Source organism: Algibacter luteus, assembly GCF_900141715.1.
GTDB classification, from domain to species: Bacteria; Bacteroidota; Bacteroidia; order Flavobacteriales; family Flavobacteriaceae; genus Arenitalea; species Arenitalea lutea.
Genome location: NZ_FQYK01000004.1, coordinates 263,008 through 280,210, shown reverse-complemented (window position 1 = coordinate 280,210; position 17,203 = coordinate 263,008). Strand labels below are relative to the sequence as shown.

Annotated in this window: 16 protein-coding genes; 10 read left to right on the top strand and 6 right to left on the bottom strand. The window is 33.3% G+C overall.

The features are described from left to right. Positions 1–38: 38 nt before the first annotated feature. The 4 genes from BUA46_RS09695 (at position 39) to BUA46_RS09680 (ending at position 3,393) form a co-directional block, all read left to right on the top strand. Complete coding sequence (locus tag BUA46_RS09695; protein ID WP_026009922.1) at positions 39–428, top strand: acyl-CoA thioesterase; 390 nt, start codon at positions 39–41, stop codon at positions 426–428. A 66-nt stretch (positions 429–494) separates the two neighbouring features. Next, positions 495–2,060 (top strand): hypothetical protein, encoded by a 1,566-nt coding sequence (locus BUA46_RS09690; protein ID WP_019386454.1) that lies wholly within the window; start codon positions 495–497, stop codon positions 2,058–2,060. A gap of 72 nt (positions 2,061–2,132) precedes the next feature. After that, the gene (locus BUA46_RS09685; protein ID WP_019386455.1) at positions 2,133–2,585 is read left to right on the top strand and encodes a nuclear transport factor 2 family protein; all 453 of its coding nucleotides are present in this window, start codon (positions 2,133–2,135) and stop codon (positions 2,583–2,585) included. Positions 2,586–2,622: 37 nt separating this feature from the next. Further along, positions 2,623–3,393: an SOS response-associated peptidase gene (locus tag BUA46_RS09680; RefSeq protein ID WP_019386456.1), complete on the top strand. Its 771-nt coding sequence runs from the start codon at positions 2,623–2,625 to the stop codon at positions 3,391–3,393. A gap of 75 nt (positions 3,394–3,468) precedes the next feature. Here the strand turns inward: BUA46_RS09680 and glyA are convergent, their stop codons facing one another. Beyond that, entirely contained in the window at positions 3,469–4,740 is a 1,272-nt protein-coding gene (glyA, locus tag BUA46_RS09675; protein WP_019386457.1) for a serine hydroxymethyltransferase, read from the bottom strand. A gap of 203 nt (positions 4,741–4,943) precedes the next feature. Between glyA and fahA the strand changes: the two genes are divergently transcribed. After that, positions 4,944–6,227 carry a fumarylacetoacetase gene (gene fahA, locus BUA46_RS09670; protein WP_019386458.1) on the top strand — a complete coding sequence of 428 codons (1,284 nt, stop codon included), beginning with the start codon at positions 4,944–4,946 and terminating at the stop codon, positions 6,225–6,227. Positions 6,228–6,352: 125 nt separating this feature from the next. Then, on the top strand, positions 6,353–7,534 hold the full coding sequence (locus BUA46_RS09665; RefSeq protein WP_019386459.1) for a hypothetical protein: 1,182 nt from the start codon (positions 6,353–6,355) through the stop codon (positions 7,532–7,534). A gap of 45 nt (positions 7,535–7,579) precedes the next feature. On the opposite strand, the gene BUA46_RS09660 is transcribed toward BUA46_RS09665, so the two are convergent. The 3 genes from BUA46_RS09660 to BUA46_RS09650 are packed head-to-tail and all read right to left on the bottom strand — an operon-like array spanning position 7,580 to position 10,040. Continuing rightward, positions 7,580–7,990 (bottom strand): gamma-glutamylcyclotransferase family protein, encoded by a 411-nt coding sequence (locus BUA46_RS09660; RefSeq protein ID WP_026009924.1) that lies wholly within the window; start codon positions 7,988–7,990, stop codon positions 7,580–7,582. Between the two features lie 14 nt (positions 7,991–8,004). Then, the gene (gene ytxJ, locus BUA46_RS09655) at positions 8,005–8,394 is read right to left on the bottom strand and encodes a bacillithiol system redox-active protein YtxJ (RefSeq protein ID WP_019386461.1); all 390 of its coding nucleotides are present in this window, start codon (positions 8,392–8,394) and stop codon (positions 8,005–8,007) included. 38 nt (positions 8,395–8,432) lie between these two features. Continuing rightward, complete coding sequence (locus BUA46_RS09650) at positions 8,433–10,040, bottom strand: glycoside hydrolase family 16 protein (RefSeq protein WP_026009925.1); 1,608 nt, start codon at positions 10,038–10,040, stop codon at positions 8,433–8,435. Between the two features lie 217 nt (positions 10,041–10,257). Here BUA46_RS09650 and clpB point away from each other — a divergent pair, with 217 nt between their 5' ends. From clpB to deoD, 4 genes are all read left to right on the top strand, one after another. After that, positions 10,258–12,864, top strand: coding sequence for an ATP-dependent chaperone ClpB (gene clpB / locus BUA46_RS09645; protein ID WP_019386463.1), 2,607 nt, complete (start codon positions 10,258–10,260; stop codon positions 12,862–12,864). Between the two features lie 405 nt (positions 12,865–13,269). Beyond that, positions 13,270–14,007, top strand: coding sequence for a deoxyribose-phosphate aldolase (gene deoC, locus BUA46_RS09640; protein WP_019386464.1), 738 nt, complete (start codon positions 13,270–13,272; stop codon positions 14,005–14,007). Between the two features lie 254 nt (positions 14,008–14,261). Continuing rightward, entirely contained in the window at positions 14,262–14,927 is a 666-nt protein-coding gene (deoC, locus tag BUA46_RS09635) for a deoxyribose-phosphate aldolase (protein WP_019386465.1), read from the top strand. A gap of 10 nt (positions 14,928–14,937) precedes the next feature. Further along, entirely contained in the window at positions 14,938–15,639 is a 702-nt protein-coding gene (gene deoD / locus BUA46_RS09630; protein ID WP_019386466.1) for a purine-nucleoside phosphorylase, read from the top strand. On the opposite strand, the gene BUA46_RS09625 is transcribed toward deoD, so the two are convergent. Both BUA46_RS09625 and pxpB read right to left on the bottom strand, forming a co-directional pair. Continuing rightward, on the bottom strand, positions 15,622–16,476 hold the full coding sequence (locus BUA46_RS09625) for a 5-oxoprolinase subunit C family protein (RefSeq protein ID WP_019386467.1): 855 nt from the start codon (positions 16,474–16,476) through the stop codon (positions 15,622–15,624). The genes deoD and BUA46_RS09625 overlap by 18 nt on opposite strands. Continuing rightward, positions 16,469–17,203, bottom strand: a complete 735-nt coding sequence (pxpB, locus tag BUA46_RS09620; protein WP_019386468.1) for a 5-oxoprolinase subunit PxpB — start codon at positions 17,201–17,203, stop codon at positions 16,469–16,471. Before pxpB ends, BUA46_RS09625 begins: the two co-directional genes overlap by 8 nt.

The window sequence follows — 17,203 nt, the reverse complement described above, 5'->3', positions numbered from 1 at the left end:
ACAAAACACAAATTAATACAATTGTAAATAATCTTGGAATGACCATATACGAAAGCACTTTAGTTGTAAACAAAGATTACATAGATGATTTAAATCATGTTAACAACGTACATTATGTGCAATGGGTACAAGATGTAGCCAAAGCCCATTGGCAATCTAAAGCTTCGATTGAATTGCAAACAAAATATAGTTGGTTTTTACTATCGCATTTTATCGAGTACAAAAGCGCTGCTTTTTTAAATGATACCATCAAATTAAAAACCTATATCGCTCAGGCCGAAGGTGTGAAATATACACGTATAGTTGAAATTTATAATGCCAATACCAACAAACTCCTTGCTAAATCGGAAACAAAATGGTGTTTGATAAATGCGAAAACCGGTCGTCCAACAAGAATTCCAGTAGAAATTGTTGATTTATTCGATTAAATCATACATACATACTAAATCATAAATTCAAAAGTTATATTTTTAACCCTCAAACTTATGATTTTAATGAAACGCTATTTATACTTCACACTTACACTAGGATTTTTAATTTTTTGGAGCTCTTGTCGTAAAGATTTTGAATTCTCTGCAAGTACTGGTAGTCTTGAATTTTCTAAAGACACGGTATATTTAGATACAGTTTTTACAAACATAGGTTCTAGCACTTATAACTTAAAAGTGTACAATAGAAGTGATAATGATATTTCCATTCCTTCGGTAGCATTGGCTTCAGGCGATATCTCAAATTACAGATTAAGTGTTGATGGTATTGCTGGTAAAAATTTTACAAATGTTGAAATTTTAGCAAAAGACAGTTTATTTATTTTTGTCGAAACGACTATTAACATTAATAATTTACCTAATCCCGATGGAAATTATTTATATACTGATCAAATTGAATTTGACTCAGGCTCAAACCTTCAAAAAGTAGAATTAGTGACTTTAGTACAAGATGCTGTTTTTATTTACCCAGATAGAGATAATACAACCAAAGTTATCGAAACCTTAACGCTAGACTTAGGCGGAGAAATGGTTGAAACTGAATTACAAGGTCGAGAATTATTACCTACAGAACTCAACTTTACTAATGAGAAACCCTATGTTATTTATGGTTTCGCCACAGTGCCCACAAACGAAACGTTAACCATCGAATCCGGAGCTCGTTTACATTTTCATGAAAACTCAGGTATTATTGTATCCAATGGCGCGAGTATCAATGTTAATGGAGCGTATAGTAACGACCGCGATTTATTAGAAAACGAAGTCATTTTTGAGGGCGACCGGTTAGAACCAAATTTTGCCGAAATTCAAGGGCAATGGGGAACCATTTGGCTTTTAGACGGTAGCATCAATAACACTATAAATTACGCCACCATTAAAAATGCTACAATTGGAATCCTTTCTGATGGAAACCCTGATGAGGCAAACGATAAACTTACTGTTACAAACACACAAATTTACAATTCTAGTAGTTTTGGTATTTTGGGTAGAAACACTTCCATAAATGCTGAAAACTTGGTTATTAATAACTCTGGTTTATCATCTTTTGCTGGAACCTTAGGAGGAAAATATAACGTTACACATTCTACCATCGCTAATTATTGGGACGACGGATTTAGACAATTTCCTGCATTGTTACTCAATAATTTTGTTTTAGATGAAGACAATAATGCTACGATTGCTGATTTAACAGAAGCTAATTTTAATAACTGTATAATTTACGGCAATGATAATCCTGAAATTCTTTTGGATGAAATTGAAGATGAATCAGTCGTTTATAACTTTAAATTCACCAATTGTTTAATTCGTTTTGACGATAACAATAATAATTTCACCGGGGCTAATTATGATTTTAATGATACTTCTAAATATGAGGGAAACATTTTCAATGCAGACCCGAATTTTAAAGATGCAGATTCAAATGAAATGATAATTGGCGACGATTCTGCGGCAAATGGTCAAGGATTAGCGACATTTTCAACACAAGTACCTTTCGATATTTTAAATGTTGATAGAACGACATCACCAGATTTAGGTGCATATCAGCACATTACTTTTCCAGAGGAAGATTAACGCTCTATTAACATTATTATCAAACAATTACAGTTATTTTTAGTTTTCAAATCAATCAAAAATTTAAAAACTATGAAATGTCTAACAGTTTTAGTAACTTTCCTTTTAATGTTTTCAACTGCAATTTCCCAAAATAATACTGATAAAGAAGGGGTTGAAAATGCCTGCCTTAACTACATTGAAGGTTTTTATCAAGGCGATGAGAATAAACTAAAAGAAAGTCTTCAGCCTGCATTAAATAAATTTGGTTTTTGGAAAGACAAAACTTCCAACCAATATAAACAGGTTGACCATATGTCGTTTGAAAAGGCCTTAGAATTCGCGAGAAATGTTTTAGAGAAAAAAAAATTTCCTAATCCAGATGCACCAAAGAAAATTGAAGTTTTAGATATTGGAAATGTAATTGCATCAGCAAAAGTAACGGCGTGGTGGGGTATTGATTATATTCTACTTTCAAAGCGAGATGATATTTGGATGATAGAACAAGTTTTATGGGAAGGTCCATTGCAAAAATCTGAAGATTAGATAAAGCGATAAATCATTCAAACTATAAATAAAGACAATGTGCTACGACATTAAAGCGAGTTATGAAGCGCAACTAAAACGCGCAAAGCGTCGAGGTGATTTGGCTGCGGTTGAAGAAATTATGGAAAAATTAATTCCGTTAACCGATTTACCTATTCATCATGCTTCAGGTTTTAGTCATCCCGAATTACTTATTTACACCAACGAATCGCCAGAATTCCCTACTGTTGCTACTTGGGGGCTCGTTCCATTTTGGGTGGAAGACGAAAATCAACTCAAAAAATTCTGGAATAATACACTTAACGCCCGTGGAGAAACCATTTTTGATAAACCCGCGTTTAGAGATTCGGCTAAAAACAAACGGTGTATTGTTTACATAGATGGTTTTTACGAACATCATCACTTTAATAAAAAAACCTATCCGTTTCTTATTCAAAAAAAAGATAATGAACCTATAGCTCTGGCAGGATTGTGGAGCGAATGGATAAATCCTGATAATGGCGGCAGAATGCATACCTTCTCTATAGTGACCACTAAAGGCAATCCTATGATGGCTAAAATTCATAACAATCCTAAAATTCAAGGACCAAGAATGCCTTTGATGTTATCAGAAAACGAAGAAGATCAATGGTTAGCATCCATTGAAAATGACACAGACCAACAAAAAATACAAAACCTTGTAAAACAGCATTCCGAAATAGATTTAAAAGCGCATACTGTGGGTAAACTTCGGGGAAAAGAGTATTTAGGTAATATTGAAGAAATAACTGAAGAAGTTAAATACCGAGAATTAGAGTTTCAACTTTAATTAATAAATCATAAAACAAAAAAATCCCACTTTAAAGCGGGATTTTTTATAATTAACACTAAAGTGATTCAAGGCTTAAACAAATAAAGGTTTATCTTTCATCATAGCATTTACTTTTGTTTTTACAGCTTCTAAAACGGCTTCATCTTCAAAATTGGTGATCACTTCATCAATTAAATCAACAATTGTAACCATATCATCTTCTTTTAAACCACGTGTTGTAATAGCGGCAGTACCTAAACGTATTCCTGAGGTTACAAACGGCGATTTATCATCAAAAGGTACCATGTTTTTATTTACAGTAATATCTGCTTTCACTAGAGCTTGTTCAGCTTCCTTACCAGATACATTCTTATTACGTAAGTCTATGAGCATACAGTGGTTGTCTGTACCATTAGAAATGATTTTATAATCTTTCGCAACTAACGCATCTGCCATAGTTGTAGCGTTTTGCTTTACTTGTAATTGGTAGTGCAAAAAATCATCGGTTAAAGCTTCACCAAATGCAATGGCTTTTGCTGCAATAATATGCTCTAATGGTCCTCCTTGATTACCAGGGAAAACTGCCGAATCTAATAAAGACGACATTTTACGTAAGTTGCCATTCTTAAGTTTGATACCAAATGGGTTATCAAAATCTTTACCCATCATAATCATCCCTCCTCTTGGGCCTCTTAACGTTTTATGCGTTGTAGTAGTTACGACATGACAGTGAGGTAAAGGATCATTTAAAATACCTTTTGCAATTAATCCTGCCGGATGCGATATATCTGCCATTAAAATAGCACCAACACTATCAGCTATAACTCTAAATCTTTTAAAATCGATATCTCTAGAATATGCTGAAGCACCTGCAATTATTAATTTTGGTTGCTCTTTGGTAGCAATTTCTTGAATTTTATCATAATTTAATACACCTGTCTCCTGCTCTACGCCATAAAATACTGGATTGTATAATTTACCAGAAAAATTTACAGGCGACCCATGTGTTAAATGTCCACCGTGAGATAAATCGAATCCTAAAATTTTGTCTCCAGGATTTAAACACGCATGATATACTGCTGTATTTGCTTGACTACCTGAATGCGGTTGAACATTTACATATTCAGCACCAAATAAAGCTTTTGCTCTATCAATAGCAATTTGCTCTACTTCATCTACAACTTCGCAACCACCATAATAGCGTTTTCCAGGGTAACCCTCGGCATATTTATTGGTTAACACAGAGCCAGCAGCTTCCATAACTTGTTGGCTTACAAAATTCTCTGAAGCAATAAGTTCAATACCATGAAGCTGGCGTTCTTTTTCTGCTTGGATTAGTTCAAAAATTTGTTCGTCGCGTTGCATAAAAATAGAGTTCTAGTTTAATAATGTGCAAAAATAGGAAATAGATTAGTTATTAATATCAAAAAATGCAGATTTACTTCTAAGTTTTCAACGGTTTATTAACCATTTAAATTAATCTATATTTTTTATGTTTTTTTACATTAAAATAAAAAAAATGTGTAGGTTTGATAAGAATACAATAATTTTAAAACTAAAAACAAGTTATGCCATTATCCGCCAACAATCCTGATAGAATATCGTGGTTACACGTTGATAAAAATTCAGACTTTCCCATTCAAAACATTCCTTTTGGTGTGTTTTTGACACGAGATGATATTATTACCATTGGAACACGTATAGGAGATACGGCAATAGACCTTGGTGCTTTGCACCAGCTTGGGTATTTTGATGGTATTCCTTTAACGGATGATATTTTTCTTCAAGACACATTAAATGATTTTATTGCTGACGGTAGAAAAACATGGCGTGCGGTAAGAAATAGAATTGCTCAAATTTTTGATGCCAGTAACGATATTTTAAAAAATAACACAAAACATAAGGAAACTATACTGTTTCGTTTAGATGAAATTGAAATGCAACTTCCTGTGCAAATTGGCGATTACACCGATTTTTACTCGAGTAAAGAGCATGCAACTAATGTTGGTACTATGTTTAGAGATCCGGAAAATGCTTTACTACCAAATTGGTTGCATATTCCAGTTGGCTATCATGGAAGAAGTTCTTCTATTATTCCGTCAGGGATTCCAGTGCATAGACCTCAAGGTCAAACCCTCCCTAATGGAGCTTCTGAGCCTGTTTTTGGACCAAGTAAATTAGTAGATTTCGAGCTTGAAATGGCTTTTATTACAACCGATGCTAACGATTTAGGAGAACCTATTCCAATTAAAGAGGCAGAAGAATATATTTTCGGACTTGTTTTACTTAACGATTGGAGCGCGAGAGATATCCAAAAATGGGAATATGTGCCATTAGGCCCGTTCTTAGCGAAAAATTTTGCCTCGTCAATTTCACCTTGGATTGTAACTTTAGATGCTCTTGAGCCTTATAGAGTCGAAGGACCGAAACCCATAAAAAAACAACTTGATTATCTTCAATACAAAGGAAAAAAGAGTTACGATATCAAATTGGAAGTAGCCATAAAACCTCAAGGTGCAAAAGAAACAGTCGTTAGTAATTCCAATTTTAAATACATGTACTGGAATATGGTGCAACAATTAGCACATCATACTGTTAATGGCTGCCCTGTAAATTCTGGAGACATGATGGGAAGTGGTACTATTTCGGGGCCAACCCCAGATTCTTTTGGTTCTATGCTTGAATTAACTTGGAAAGGTGAAAACCCAATTAAAATGAAAGATGGTACCGAGCGAAAGTTTATCAATGATAATGATACCGTGATTTTGCGCGGACATTGTGAAAATGATGGTACACGAATCGGTTTTGGTGAAGTTTCTACAACATTACTACCAGTTTATGTTAAAAAATAAGTTATATCCTACAATAAATAAGATTTAAATACATTTAATCGGATATATTAGTATTTTATCTGATGTTTTAGTACTTTGGCACCCTAATTGGAATAACAATCCAATAACCCAAAAACTCTAACATCATGAAAAGAATATTACTTTCAGCAATTATCATACTGGTTATACTTTCTTGCAGTACAAGTAAACAAATTGAAAAAGCGGTAAGTGTTGGTAATTACGATCAGGCCATAACTTATGCTATTGGTAAATTACGAACTAATAAGGACAAAAAAAGTAAAGCGGATTTTATTATCATGCTACAAGAAGCTTTCAATAAAGCTACTGCTCGCGATTTAGAAAACATCAATTTTCTAAAAAACGATAACAACCCAGAAAATTATATTCGTATTTATGATGCCTATGTCGGGTTGGATAACCGTCAAGAACGCATCAAACCTTTACTGCCTCTTTATGCCGACGGAAGGGAAATTAAATTTGATTTGTCTAATTATACTAATCAGATTATAAATTATAAAAATGATGCCTCCGCGCAACTTTATGATAATGCGGTAGCACTTCTAAAATCTGATAATAAATTAGATATAAGAGCTGCCTATAATACCCTTATAGATATTGAAGATATTAATCCTAATTATCAAGATGTTCGTCAGTTGATGCTATCTGCACATCAAAAAGGAACAGACTTTGTTTTGGTTGATATGATTAATGATACGCGTAAAATTATTCCAATACGATTAGAAAAAGATTTATTAAATTTTAGTAGCTACGGACTAAACAATTTTTGGGCAGAATACCATAGTGCACCAGAAGACAAAATTAATTACGATTATAACATGCGTGTTAATTTAAGAGAGATTAACGTATCTCCAGAGCAAGTTAAAGAACGTCAGGTTATAAAAGAAAAACAAATAGCCGATGGTAAGAAGAATTTACTAGACGACCGAGGGCAAATTGTTAAAGATAGTCTTGGAAATGCTATTCAAGTTGATAATTTAAAAACCGTTCGTTGTGAATATTATGAGTTTACGCAATTCAAAGCAACTCAAGTTACAGGAAATGTAGAATATGTAAATATACAATCAAATCAACTCATGGATGCATTCCCTATTTCTAGCGAGTTTGTTTTTCAGCATATCTATGCAACATCGCGTGGAGATCGAAGAGCTTTAGATACTAATTTAATCCCGTTTTTAGAACAACGTGCTGTTCCGTTTCCAACTGAAGAACAAATGATTTATGACACTGGTGAAGATTTAAAACTTCAGTTGAAAGACATTATAAATTCTTATACGATTAGACAATAAAATAAAAAACCTCTTAAAATTATTTTAAGAGGTTTTTTTCTGATTCTATTTTTTCTTAATTTCTTTTAAATAATCACCAGAACTAATTTCTTTTAACTTATTTATAGGCTGGTTATATAAATAGATCCAAGCTTTTAATTTTGAGCCGTCTTGTAAAGTTGCGGTTATTATTTCTCTTTTAAACAAACTAAATTCAGGGTTGTTAGCATCGAAATCTTCATAACCATCTAAAACATCTAAAACGGATTCAGAATGATTCATTTTAAAGATTGTTCCATAAACGAAATCTGTTTTATTGTTGCTTAAGACAGCCCCTGGAAACCATGTAACATTATATAATTTCCCCTGAAAACTGGCTCTACCAACAATATCCGAGTTCTTATTTAAATATATAGACATTTCGTTATTTGCCTCCTTCTGAAGTGTTCCGTAAACAAAAAGATATTGACAACTCAAGACTTAAAATGCTGCTAAATAAATCTAGTTAAATCTATATCATTAATCGCGCCGTGCGATGCATGCGCCACCACTGCCCCGTTTCTAATTACAATTAGTTGAGGCGATTCGTGTAAAACTTGGAACTTATACCCTGTTTCATTCGAAACTTCTCGGTAATTCAATAAATCCAAATAATATAAATCGAGGTCGTTTTCGGTTAAATCATATGCTTCAACGAATTGATTCATGACCATTCTACTTATACCGCATCGTGTAGAATGTTTAAATATAACCTGCGTTTTTGTGTTAGATTTTTCGCTTATCGCGACTAGTTGTGCAACTTCGGTTAAAGGTAACCATGGCAACATTTTTTCTTCTTTTGATTCAGTTGAACCACCAAATAATTTATTAATTAATCCCATAGACTAAATGTCGCACTTTTAATAAAAACTTACAAATATTATTGCTTTATAAATTTCATTACGCTTTTTGAGCCGTCATCATATATAAGATTCATAAAATAGAAACCAGTATTTAAAGCACGAGTATCATAGGTAAGCTTCAAACCATTATTTATATATTCTGATTGATTAATGATTCGTCCATTAAAATCAATAATTTCAACCAATACCTTATTGTTATTAATTTGAGCAAACTCTATATTGAATTTATTTTCAACTGGGTTTGGATAAAACTTAAAGGTGTTATTTTTTGCTTTTGAAGTAGATAAACTACTTTCTTGATAAACTCTTACATAATCAATTTCCATAATATCACTGGTAAAACTACCAGCAATCGGTCCGCCTAAACTGCCACCCATAGCAACATTAAGCAACACGAAAAATTCTTCGTTAAATGGGTTTACTGTTGGCATTTGATTCACTAATGTATTGTCGATATAAATTTTCATAGTATCGGGACTCCATTCTAATACATAATCATGAAAATTTTGTGAGGCATCTGTATTCGCCAATGGTACGCTGTTTGAATTGTATTGATATCCCGAGCCAATATCCCAATGCCATGTAGCTAATGTTTGTGTTTTAGCAACATTAGGCTCCATAATATCAATTTCACCGCAAAATGGCCAGCTATCTGTATCAAAACCTTCATTATCCCAATAAGTACCATCTTCATTAATGTTTTTTCCTAGTAACCAAATTGCAGGCCATGTGCCAGCAACTGATGGTAATTTTGCACGAACCTCTACTCTACCATATTTAAAAGCAAATTTTGAATTTAATCTTGCCGAGGTGTATTCTTTTTGATGCCCTTGATCTGTATAAGTTTCCTTTATCGCTTTTATTTTTAATGTACCGTTACTCACGTATGAATTTGCTTCTCGGTTTGTATAATGTTGTACTTCTCCATTAGCCCAACTATTTCCTGCAATAAGTTGTGTTTGATGATACCAATTTGCTCCATCTATGGCCCCTGTACCATCAAATTCATCTGACCAAACCAAATTATCATATATGGGAGCACTAGATTCTGTGTTAAAATAAAGAAGATCATCAATATATGCTAAAACATAATCAGTATTATTCTCTCCGTTAACTTGAATCACAACTCTGTTAAAATCTGTTCTTTCAATAGGAGCTGGAGAATTACCATCTAAATTAATGTAAGTATCATTCTCAAAATCGAAAACAACTTCTTGCCATCGATCTAATTGAATTGGTTTTATAATTTCACTTTGTGTAGACCAAGGTTGTGCTAGATTTTTATCCTGTAGTTTAAGTGAAATTTGATTGGTTTGATTTCCTGTTAAGCCACTTGATGGTACATAAATTTTTAGACTAAATGAATTCTTTGTAGTTAAATCATAATTACTATTAATATCAAATTGCACATTAGCATATGGCCCGCCTACATCATGATACTCCATCACGGTACTCGATGTATTAATGCCCTCAGAATAAGGATTCGTGTAATTAATATTCATGTTACAATTATCTCCGTACCATGAAGTAATGGTTCCACTGCCTTCAAAGTCGTCTTGAACAGATTGAGCCTCTAAAAGCATTGATAACGATAGTAAAACTAACAAAGTAAAAAATGAGCGCATATATAAGTTTTTAGAATTCCAAATGTAATTTATCACTTACTTTGATGCTAATAAGTTACCCATACATAATCCATACATTACAAAGTAATTATGTAAAACGAAGCAAAAACCGACAAAAAGTCATTTAAAAAGTAGTCATTACAGTCATTTTGTCCAGTTATATGTATTGGTAAGATTCTTGACTTATACCAGTTGAAAAGAAAAAGAAAATAATACTATGAACTTAAACAATTATACAATTAAATCGCAAGAAGCCATACAGCAAGCGCAACAAATTGCTCAGGGCTTCGGGCATCAACAAATTGAAAATGAACACATTTTTAAAGGTATTTTCGAGGTTGATGAAAACGTATTACCGTTTCTTTTAAAAAAATTAAATGTAAACGTTAATATTTTAGAACAAGCGTTAGATAAACAACTTGAAAGCTTTTCAAAAGTTTCAGGTGGGGAACTTATGTTATCTCGTGAAGCTGGTAAAAGCTTAAACGAAGCAGCTATTATTGCTAAAAAAATGAAAGATGATTTCGTGTCTATCGAGCATTTATTACTAGCAGTTTTTAAATCGAATAGCAAAATAGCTCAAATGTTAAAAGACCAAGGTGTAACAGAAAAAGGTCTTAAAGCTGCTATTGAAGAGCTTCGTAAAGGTGAAAATGTAACCTCACAAAGTCAAGAAGAAACCTATAATGCTTTAAATAAGTATGCTAAAAACCTAAACCAATTAGCAAAAGATGGCAAGTTAGACCCAGTTATAGGTCGTGATGAGGAAATTAGAAGAATCCTTCAGATTTTATCTCGTCGAACAAAAAACAACCCTATTTTAGTGGGTGAACCAGGAACAGGTAAAACCGCCATTGCTGAAGGTTTAGCGCACCGTATTATTGATGGCGATATTCCAGAAAATTTAAAAGAAAAGCAAATTTTCGCACTAGATATGGGTGCACTTATTGCTGGTGCTAAATATAAAGGTGAGTTTGAAGAGCGTTTAAAAGCAGTTATTAAAGAGGTAACAACCAGCGATGGAGATATCGTGTTATTTATTGACGAAATCCATACACTTGTAGGAGCTGGTGGTGGTCAAGGAGCCATGGATGCAGCAAATATCTTAAAACCTGCATTAGCACGTGGAGAATTACGCGCTATCGGTGCCACAACTTTAGACGAATACCAAAAATACTTTGAGAAAGACAAAGCCTTAGAGCGTCGTTTCCAAAAGGTAATGGTGGATGAACCTGATACCGAAAGTGCGGTTTCCATACTAAGAGGTATTAAAGAGAAATATGAAACGCATCATAAAGTTCGAATAAAGGACGAAGCGATTATTGGTGCGGTAGAGTTATCTCAACGTTATATCACCAATCGTTTTTTACCCGATAAGGCTATCGACTTAATGGATGAAGCGGCATCTAAATTGCGAATGGAAATCAATTCTAAACCAGAAGAACTGGATGTTTTGGATAGAAAAATTATGCAATTAGAGATTGAAATAGAAGCCATTAAACGCGAAAAAGATGAAACAAAATTAAAGTCTTTACGTGCCGATTTAGCAAATCTAAAAGAATCTAGAAATGAAATAAATGCCAAGTGGAAAAGTGAAAAAGAAGTTGTTGATAACATTCAAAACACAAAACAGGCTATTGAAAACTTTAAGTTAGAAGCAGAAAAAGCCGAACGTGAAGGCGATTACGGTAAAGTAGCCGAACTACGTTACGGAAAAATTAAAGAAGCTCAAGAAGAACTTGAAGCCTTACAACTGAAACTACAAGAGCACGCTGAAACCTCATTAATTAAGGAGGAAGTTACCTATGATGATATTGCGGAAGTTGTTGCAAAATGGACAGGAATTCCTGTTACTAAAATGCTACAAAGTGAACGTGAGAAGCTATTAAAACTTGAAGATCAATTACATAAACGTGTTGTGGGTCAAGAAGAAGCTATTGAAGCTGTAAGTGATGCCGTAAGACGCAGTCGTGCAGGTTTACAAAACCCTAAAAAACCTATTGGTACCTTCTTGTTCCTGGGAACTACAGGTGTTGGTAAAACTGAATTGGCTAAAGCTTTAGCAGAATATCTTTTTGATGACGAAAATGCCATGACTAGAATTGATATGAGTGAGTATCAAGAACGTCATGCGGTAAGCAGATTAGTGGGCGCACCTCCAGGATATGTGGGTTATGATGAAGGTGGACAGTTAACCGAAGCAGTTCGCAGAAAACCTTATTCTGTGGTATTATTAGATGAAATTGAAAAAGCGCATCCAGATACGTTTAATATCCTTTTACAAGTTTTAGATGAAGGGCATTTAACAGATAATAAAGGTCGTGTTGCAGATTTTAAAAACACCATCATTATTATGACTTCTAATATGGGAAGCCAGATTATCCAAGAACGCTTTGATGCCACGAAAGATATTGATTCGGCTATAGAAGCAGCAAAAGTAGATGTTTTAGCCCTTCTTAAGCAATCGGTAAGACCAGAGTTTTTAAACCGAATTGATGATACCATCATGTTCACACCATTAAGCAAAGAAAACATTGTTGACATTGTAGGGTTACAAATAAAAGGTATTACCAAAATGATAGCTCAACAAGGTATTACGTTTGATGCAACCCCAGAAGCAGTGGCTTATTTAGCAGAAAAAGGATACAATCCTGAATATGGAGCGCGCCCTGTAAAACGTGTCATTCAGAAAGAAGTTTTAAATGCTTTAAGTAAAGAAATTCTTGCCGGTAGAGTTACTACCGATAGTATCATTTTATTAGATGCATTTGATGATAAATTAGTATTTAGAAATCAAGGAGACTTGGTTACGGAAGAATTTTAAAATATAATAGCTCTTATATGTAACATTTAGTTGCACTTGGAGTCTATTAGTAGGTTGGTTAGTTGAAAAGCAACATGAATTTTTGATTAAAGATGATTGTTGCTTTTTTTATTTTTTACTGTTATACGCGCAGTAAAAAGGGGCTTTTTATAACCTTATCTCAGAAATTCAATTAATTTTAACATAAAAATAATAAACTGAACATACTTTTCTACCGTATATCTAGTTTATAGAAATAATGATGTGCATTTAATCTAAAATTGTTGTTTTTATATCAATGATTTCATTTAAATTAATAATTTAGCTTCTATGTATGTCCCAAATTTATACATAAAAACAATTTTAAATCGAGTATACATTCCCTTTAATATTTGATTTTTAAACACATAAAACCTACTAAACCCTATGGATATTTCTAGTTATATCGACTTTACTTTATTGAAACCTACAACCACCGAACGTGAAATTATTGATTTGTGTAATGCAGCACATAAAAACAACTATTACAGTGTTTGCGTAAGTAGTTCATTCGTGCCCTTAGCAAAACAATTGTTGTTGGATTCTGATGCTAAAGTGTGTACAGCTATTGGGTTTCCTCTGGGAAGTATGTCTACGCAATCTAAAATATATGAAGCTGAAAAGGCCATAGAAGATGGAGCTGATGAAATTGAAATGGTTCTAAATTTAGGGTACATGAAAAGCCGAAACTATGTTTCAGTTTTAAAAGATATTAGTGATGTTAAACGTGCTATTGGTAAAACCCCTTTAAAGGTTATTGTTGAGATTTCAGAATTGAATAAAAACGAAATTATTAAAGCATGTGAAATATGCTTAGATGCCAAAGCAGATATAATTAAAACGTCAACAGGTTTTTCAAAAAGTGGGGCTACATTAACAGCAGTAAAAATTATAAAGAAAACCTTACGAGACCGAGCTAAAATTGAAGCCTCGGGAGGCATTGACGATTTAGACATTGCTCTAAAATATATTGATGCTGGTGCCGATAGAATAGATACTTCGAGTATTATTAAATCTGGATACAGTAGCCGACAAATTAGAAACACCAAGGTATACAAGGATTATATTGAAACTGTTTTAAACTCTAACAATAATCAGTCTATAAGCACCAACAAACAAGTGTAATATTATATTATTTGGTTAATTACAATAAAAAAGCCATTTGAAATCGACTGATTTCAAAATGGCTTTTTTTAATAAGCAGGTTATTATTAGTTTTTTAATTCAACTTGGCTTATTCTAAAGGTTTCCCTAACTTGTTATTTGTATTTTTTCAAAACTTTTTAACTGATTAAAATCATAGTATATAAGCAATAATATTATGAATATTAGCCAAACATTTATACCTTAAAAAACTATCTTGATATAAACTAAAACAAATGGAACCCTTAAATACTTATATAGATCACACGCTATTAAAACCAACTGCCACCAAAAAAGATATCATTAATTTATGTGAAGAGGCAAAGCAATACAAGTTCTTTTCGGTATGTGTTAACAGTTGCTATGTGGGTTTAGCTAAAAAAGCTCTAAAAGATAGCGATGTAAAAGTATGTACCGTTGTTGGCTTTCCATTAGGAGCTATGAGCACAGAAGCTAAAGTTGCTGAAACCACCAAAGCTATTAAAGATGGTGCTGATGAAATTGATATGGTAATAAATATAGGTCTTTTAAAAAGCAAGGACTTTGATGCCGTTTGGAAAGATATTGAAGCAGTAAAAATAGAATTACCGAATAATACGCTTAAAGTTATTCTCGAAACCTGCTATCTTAGTGAGGTTGAAATTATTAAAGCTAGTGAATTAGCCATACATAGTGGCGCAGATTTTATTAAAACATCTACTGGATTTGGTACTGGAGGCGCTACCTTAAATGATATTAAACTCATGCAAAGTGTTTGTAAAGGTTGTGTAAAAATAAAAGCTTCGGGAGGTATTCGAGACCAGAAAACGGCGTTAAAGTTTATTAATTTAGGTGTAAACAGATTAGGAACATCCTCTGGAATAGCCATAATTAACGGTGAAGAATCAATTTCAAATTACTAATTTTATAATTATGAGTATTCATATTGAAGCTAAAAAAGGAGAAATAGCAGAAACCATTTTACTACCTGGCGATCCCTTAAGAGCGCAATGGATTGCAGAAACATTTTTAGATAATCCTTTTTGTTTCAATAAAGTACGAGGCATGTTAGGTTTTACTGGTAATTACAACGGAAAACCTATTTCTGTTATGGGTACAGGTATGGGTGTACCTTCTATTTCTATTTATGCCCACGAGTTAATAACCGAATATGGTGTAAAAAACCTAATTAGAGTTGGCAGTTCGGGATCTTATCAAAAACACGTTAAAATAAGGGATATTGTTTTAGCTATGGCGGCATCATCAAATTCAGGCCTTAACGAACAACGCTTTGGTGGTGCAGATTATGCGCCAACAGCAGATTTTGAGTTATTTCAAAAAGCCGTTGAAACTGCCAAAATGAAAAATATTCCATTGAAAGCAGGTAATGTTTTTACTTCTGATGAATTTTATGCCGACGATTTCGAATCTTATAAAAAATGGTCCAAATTTGGTGTGCTTTGTGTTGAAATGGAAACGGCTGGATTATACACAATTGCTGCTAAGCATAACGTACGGGCACTATCGGTTTTAACCATTTCTGATTCTTTGGTTACGGGTGAAAGAACATCGGCGAGCGATCGAGAAACCACTTTTAAAGATATGATAGAAATAGCTTTAGAACTCGCTGATTAGCTTGAAATTTATACTTCGTCCTACTACTTTTTGTGCTAAACTATTCATTGAAGACTCTGCCAATTGCAAGACTCTAGGATAACCACCTGTTATTTGACAATCGCGCATTAAAATAATTAAATTGCCAGCTGGTGTTAATTGAACGGTTCCTGGTAAAACAGCCGAAGTAATTATACCATTTAAATTATTTTCTAAAGACTCTACTAATTGATAAGCCATTCTATTATTATTTTTAGAAATGGTAAAATTTGAGTTTAAAAGTTGTTCTTGCTGATGGTTTGATAGCTTTTCAAACTCAGGCCCTTTGAAGACATTTAAAGTCGATTCATTAATGTAAGTAGAATCTATTCTAAGGTTGGAATACGGCATGTTATAATTTGAAGTTAAAGAATTTATTGGCAAAACATCTCCCTTTTTAATTCTTGACTCTTTTGTGATATTTGGGTACATACTTCTACTATTTAAGATCTTTTCAGTTTTAAATCCGCCTAAAACTGCCAAATAACTGCGATAGCCACTTTCTAATTTCCCAAACGATAAAACATGACTTTTTGAAACTTTAAAAACTTTATTATTTCGAATGGTAACATCATTTAGCATAGGATTCATATTTACTCCTGAAATACAGATTAAAGTATCGCATTCAAACTTCAATGTTGCCCCTGTAATACTCATTTCTAAAACAGCGTTGTTGACGTCATTACCTAACAGCGAATTAGCATATACGGCTGCTTGCCTATCCATAACACCTGAATAAGGCACACCATACTCCTGTGAGCCTAGTCGACCTAAATCTTGAATTGTGGAATAAAGTCCTGCCTGTAATACTTTAATCATTTACTAATTCGCTTTCTAGACTATACGTTTGGTTTGTTATTTCTTGTGTTATTTGCTGATGGCGATTCACATCAACTTCGTAAAATTTCAATTGGTCTCCTGCTTTTGCAAAACATGGTGGTGTTTTTTCGGCGTTAAAAAATTCAATAGGCGAGTTCCCAATAACATGCCAACCTCCAGGACTTTCTTGAGGATAAATACCAGTTTGGTTCCCTCCTATGGCTACTGCTCCTTTTTCTACTTTTAAACGAGGAGCTGCCTTTCTGGGTGTATTTAAAATTTCATTTAATCCACTTAAATAAAGAAATCCGGGTAAAAACCCAATAAAACAAACAGTATAGATGGGTTCTGTATGTAGTTTGATTATTTCGCTTGCTGGAATACGTATTGAACCCGCTAAATTTTCAATATCAATAGCGAATTCAGAACTATAACACACCGGGATTTTCCATAAACGCGATTGTTTCTTTTTTTGCGAAGAATTTAAAGTTTGATATATCGATTTTAATAATTCAACTTCAGTATCAAAATCGTTAACCTTTCCCTCGTAAACTATTAAAAGCGATTGATATGCAGATCGCGACTCTTTTACTCTTTCTGATAGTCCAGATTCAATTCTTGTTTTAAACTCAAGCACATCATAAAGCATATGATCTTGAATTTTATTGGGCCATTCAATTAATATAGCTTGTTCACCATAAGGTTTATATGAAAGTTTAAAAGCCAT

Excerpts from the sequence above, each read along its gene's own strand:
- BUA46_RS09695 (WP_026009922.1), top strand. The coding sequence starts at position 39 with ATGACCATATACGAAAGCACTTTAGTTGTAAACAAAGATTACATAGAT.
- BUA46_RS09690 (WP_019386454.1), top strand. The coding sequence starts at position 495 with ATGAAACGCTATTTATACTTCACACTTACACTAGGATTTTTAATTTTT.
- BUA46_RS09685 (WP_019386455.1), top strand. The coding sequence starts at position 2,133 with ATGAAATGTCTAACAGTTTTAGTAACTTTCCTTTTAATGTTTTCAACT.
- BUA46_RS09680 (WP_019386456.1), top strand. The coding sequence starts at position 2,623 with ATGTGCTACGACATTAAAGCGAGTTATGAAGCGCAACTAAAACGCGCA.
- glyA (WP_019386457.1), bottom strand. The coding sequence starts at position 4,740 with ATGCAACGCGACGAACAAATTTTTGAACTAATCCAAGCAGAAAAAGAA.
- fahA (WP_019386458.1), top strand. The coding sequence starts at position 4,944 with ATGCCATTATCCGCCAACAATCCTGATAGAATATCGTGGTTACACGTT.
- BUA46_RS09665 (WP_019386459.1), top strand. The coding sequence starts at position 6,353 with ATGAAAAGAATATTACTTTCAGCAATTATCATACTGGTTATACTTTCT.
- ytxJ (WP_019386461.1), bottom strand. The coding sequence starts at position 8,394 with ATGGGATTAATTAATAAATTATTTGGTGGTTCAACTGAATCAAAAGAA.
- BUA46_RS09650 (WP_026009925.1), bottom strand. The coding sequence starts at position 10,040 with ATGCGCTCATTTTTTACTTTGTTAGTTTTACTATCGTTATCAATGCTT.
- clpB (WP_019386463.1), top strand. The coding sequence starts at position 10,258 with ATGAACTTAAACAATTATACAATTAAATCGCAAGAAGCCATACAGCAA.
- deoC (WP_019386464.1), top strand. The coding sequence starts at position 13,270 with ATGGATATTTCTAGTTATATCGACTTTACTTTATTGAAACCTACAACC.
- deoC (WP_019386465.1), top strand. The coding sequence starts at position 14,262 with ATGGAACCCTTAAATACTTATATAGATCACACGCTATTAAAACCAACT.
- deoD (WP_019386466.1), top strand. The coding sequence starts at position 14,938 with ATGAGTATTCATATTGAAGCTAAAAAAGGAGAAATAGCAGAAACCATT.
- BUA46_RS09625 (WP_019386467.1), bottom strand. The coding sequence starts at position 16,476 with ATGATTAAAGTATTACAGGCAGGACTTTATTCCACAATTCAAGATTTA.
- pxpB (WP_019386468.1), bottom strand. The coding sequence starts at position 17,203 with ATGGCTTTTAAACTTTCATATAAACCTTATGGTGAACAAGCTATATTA.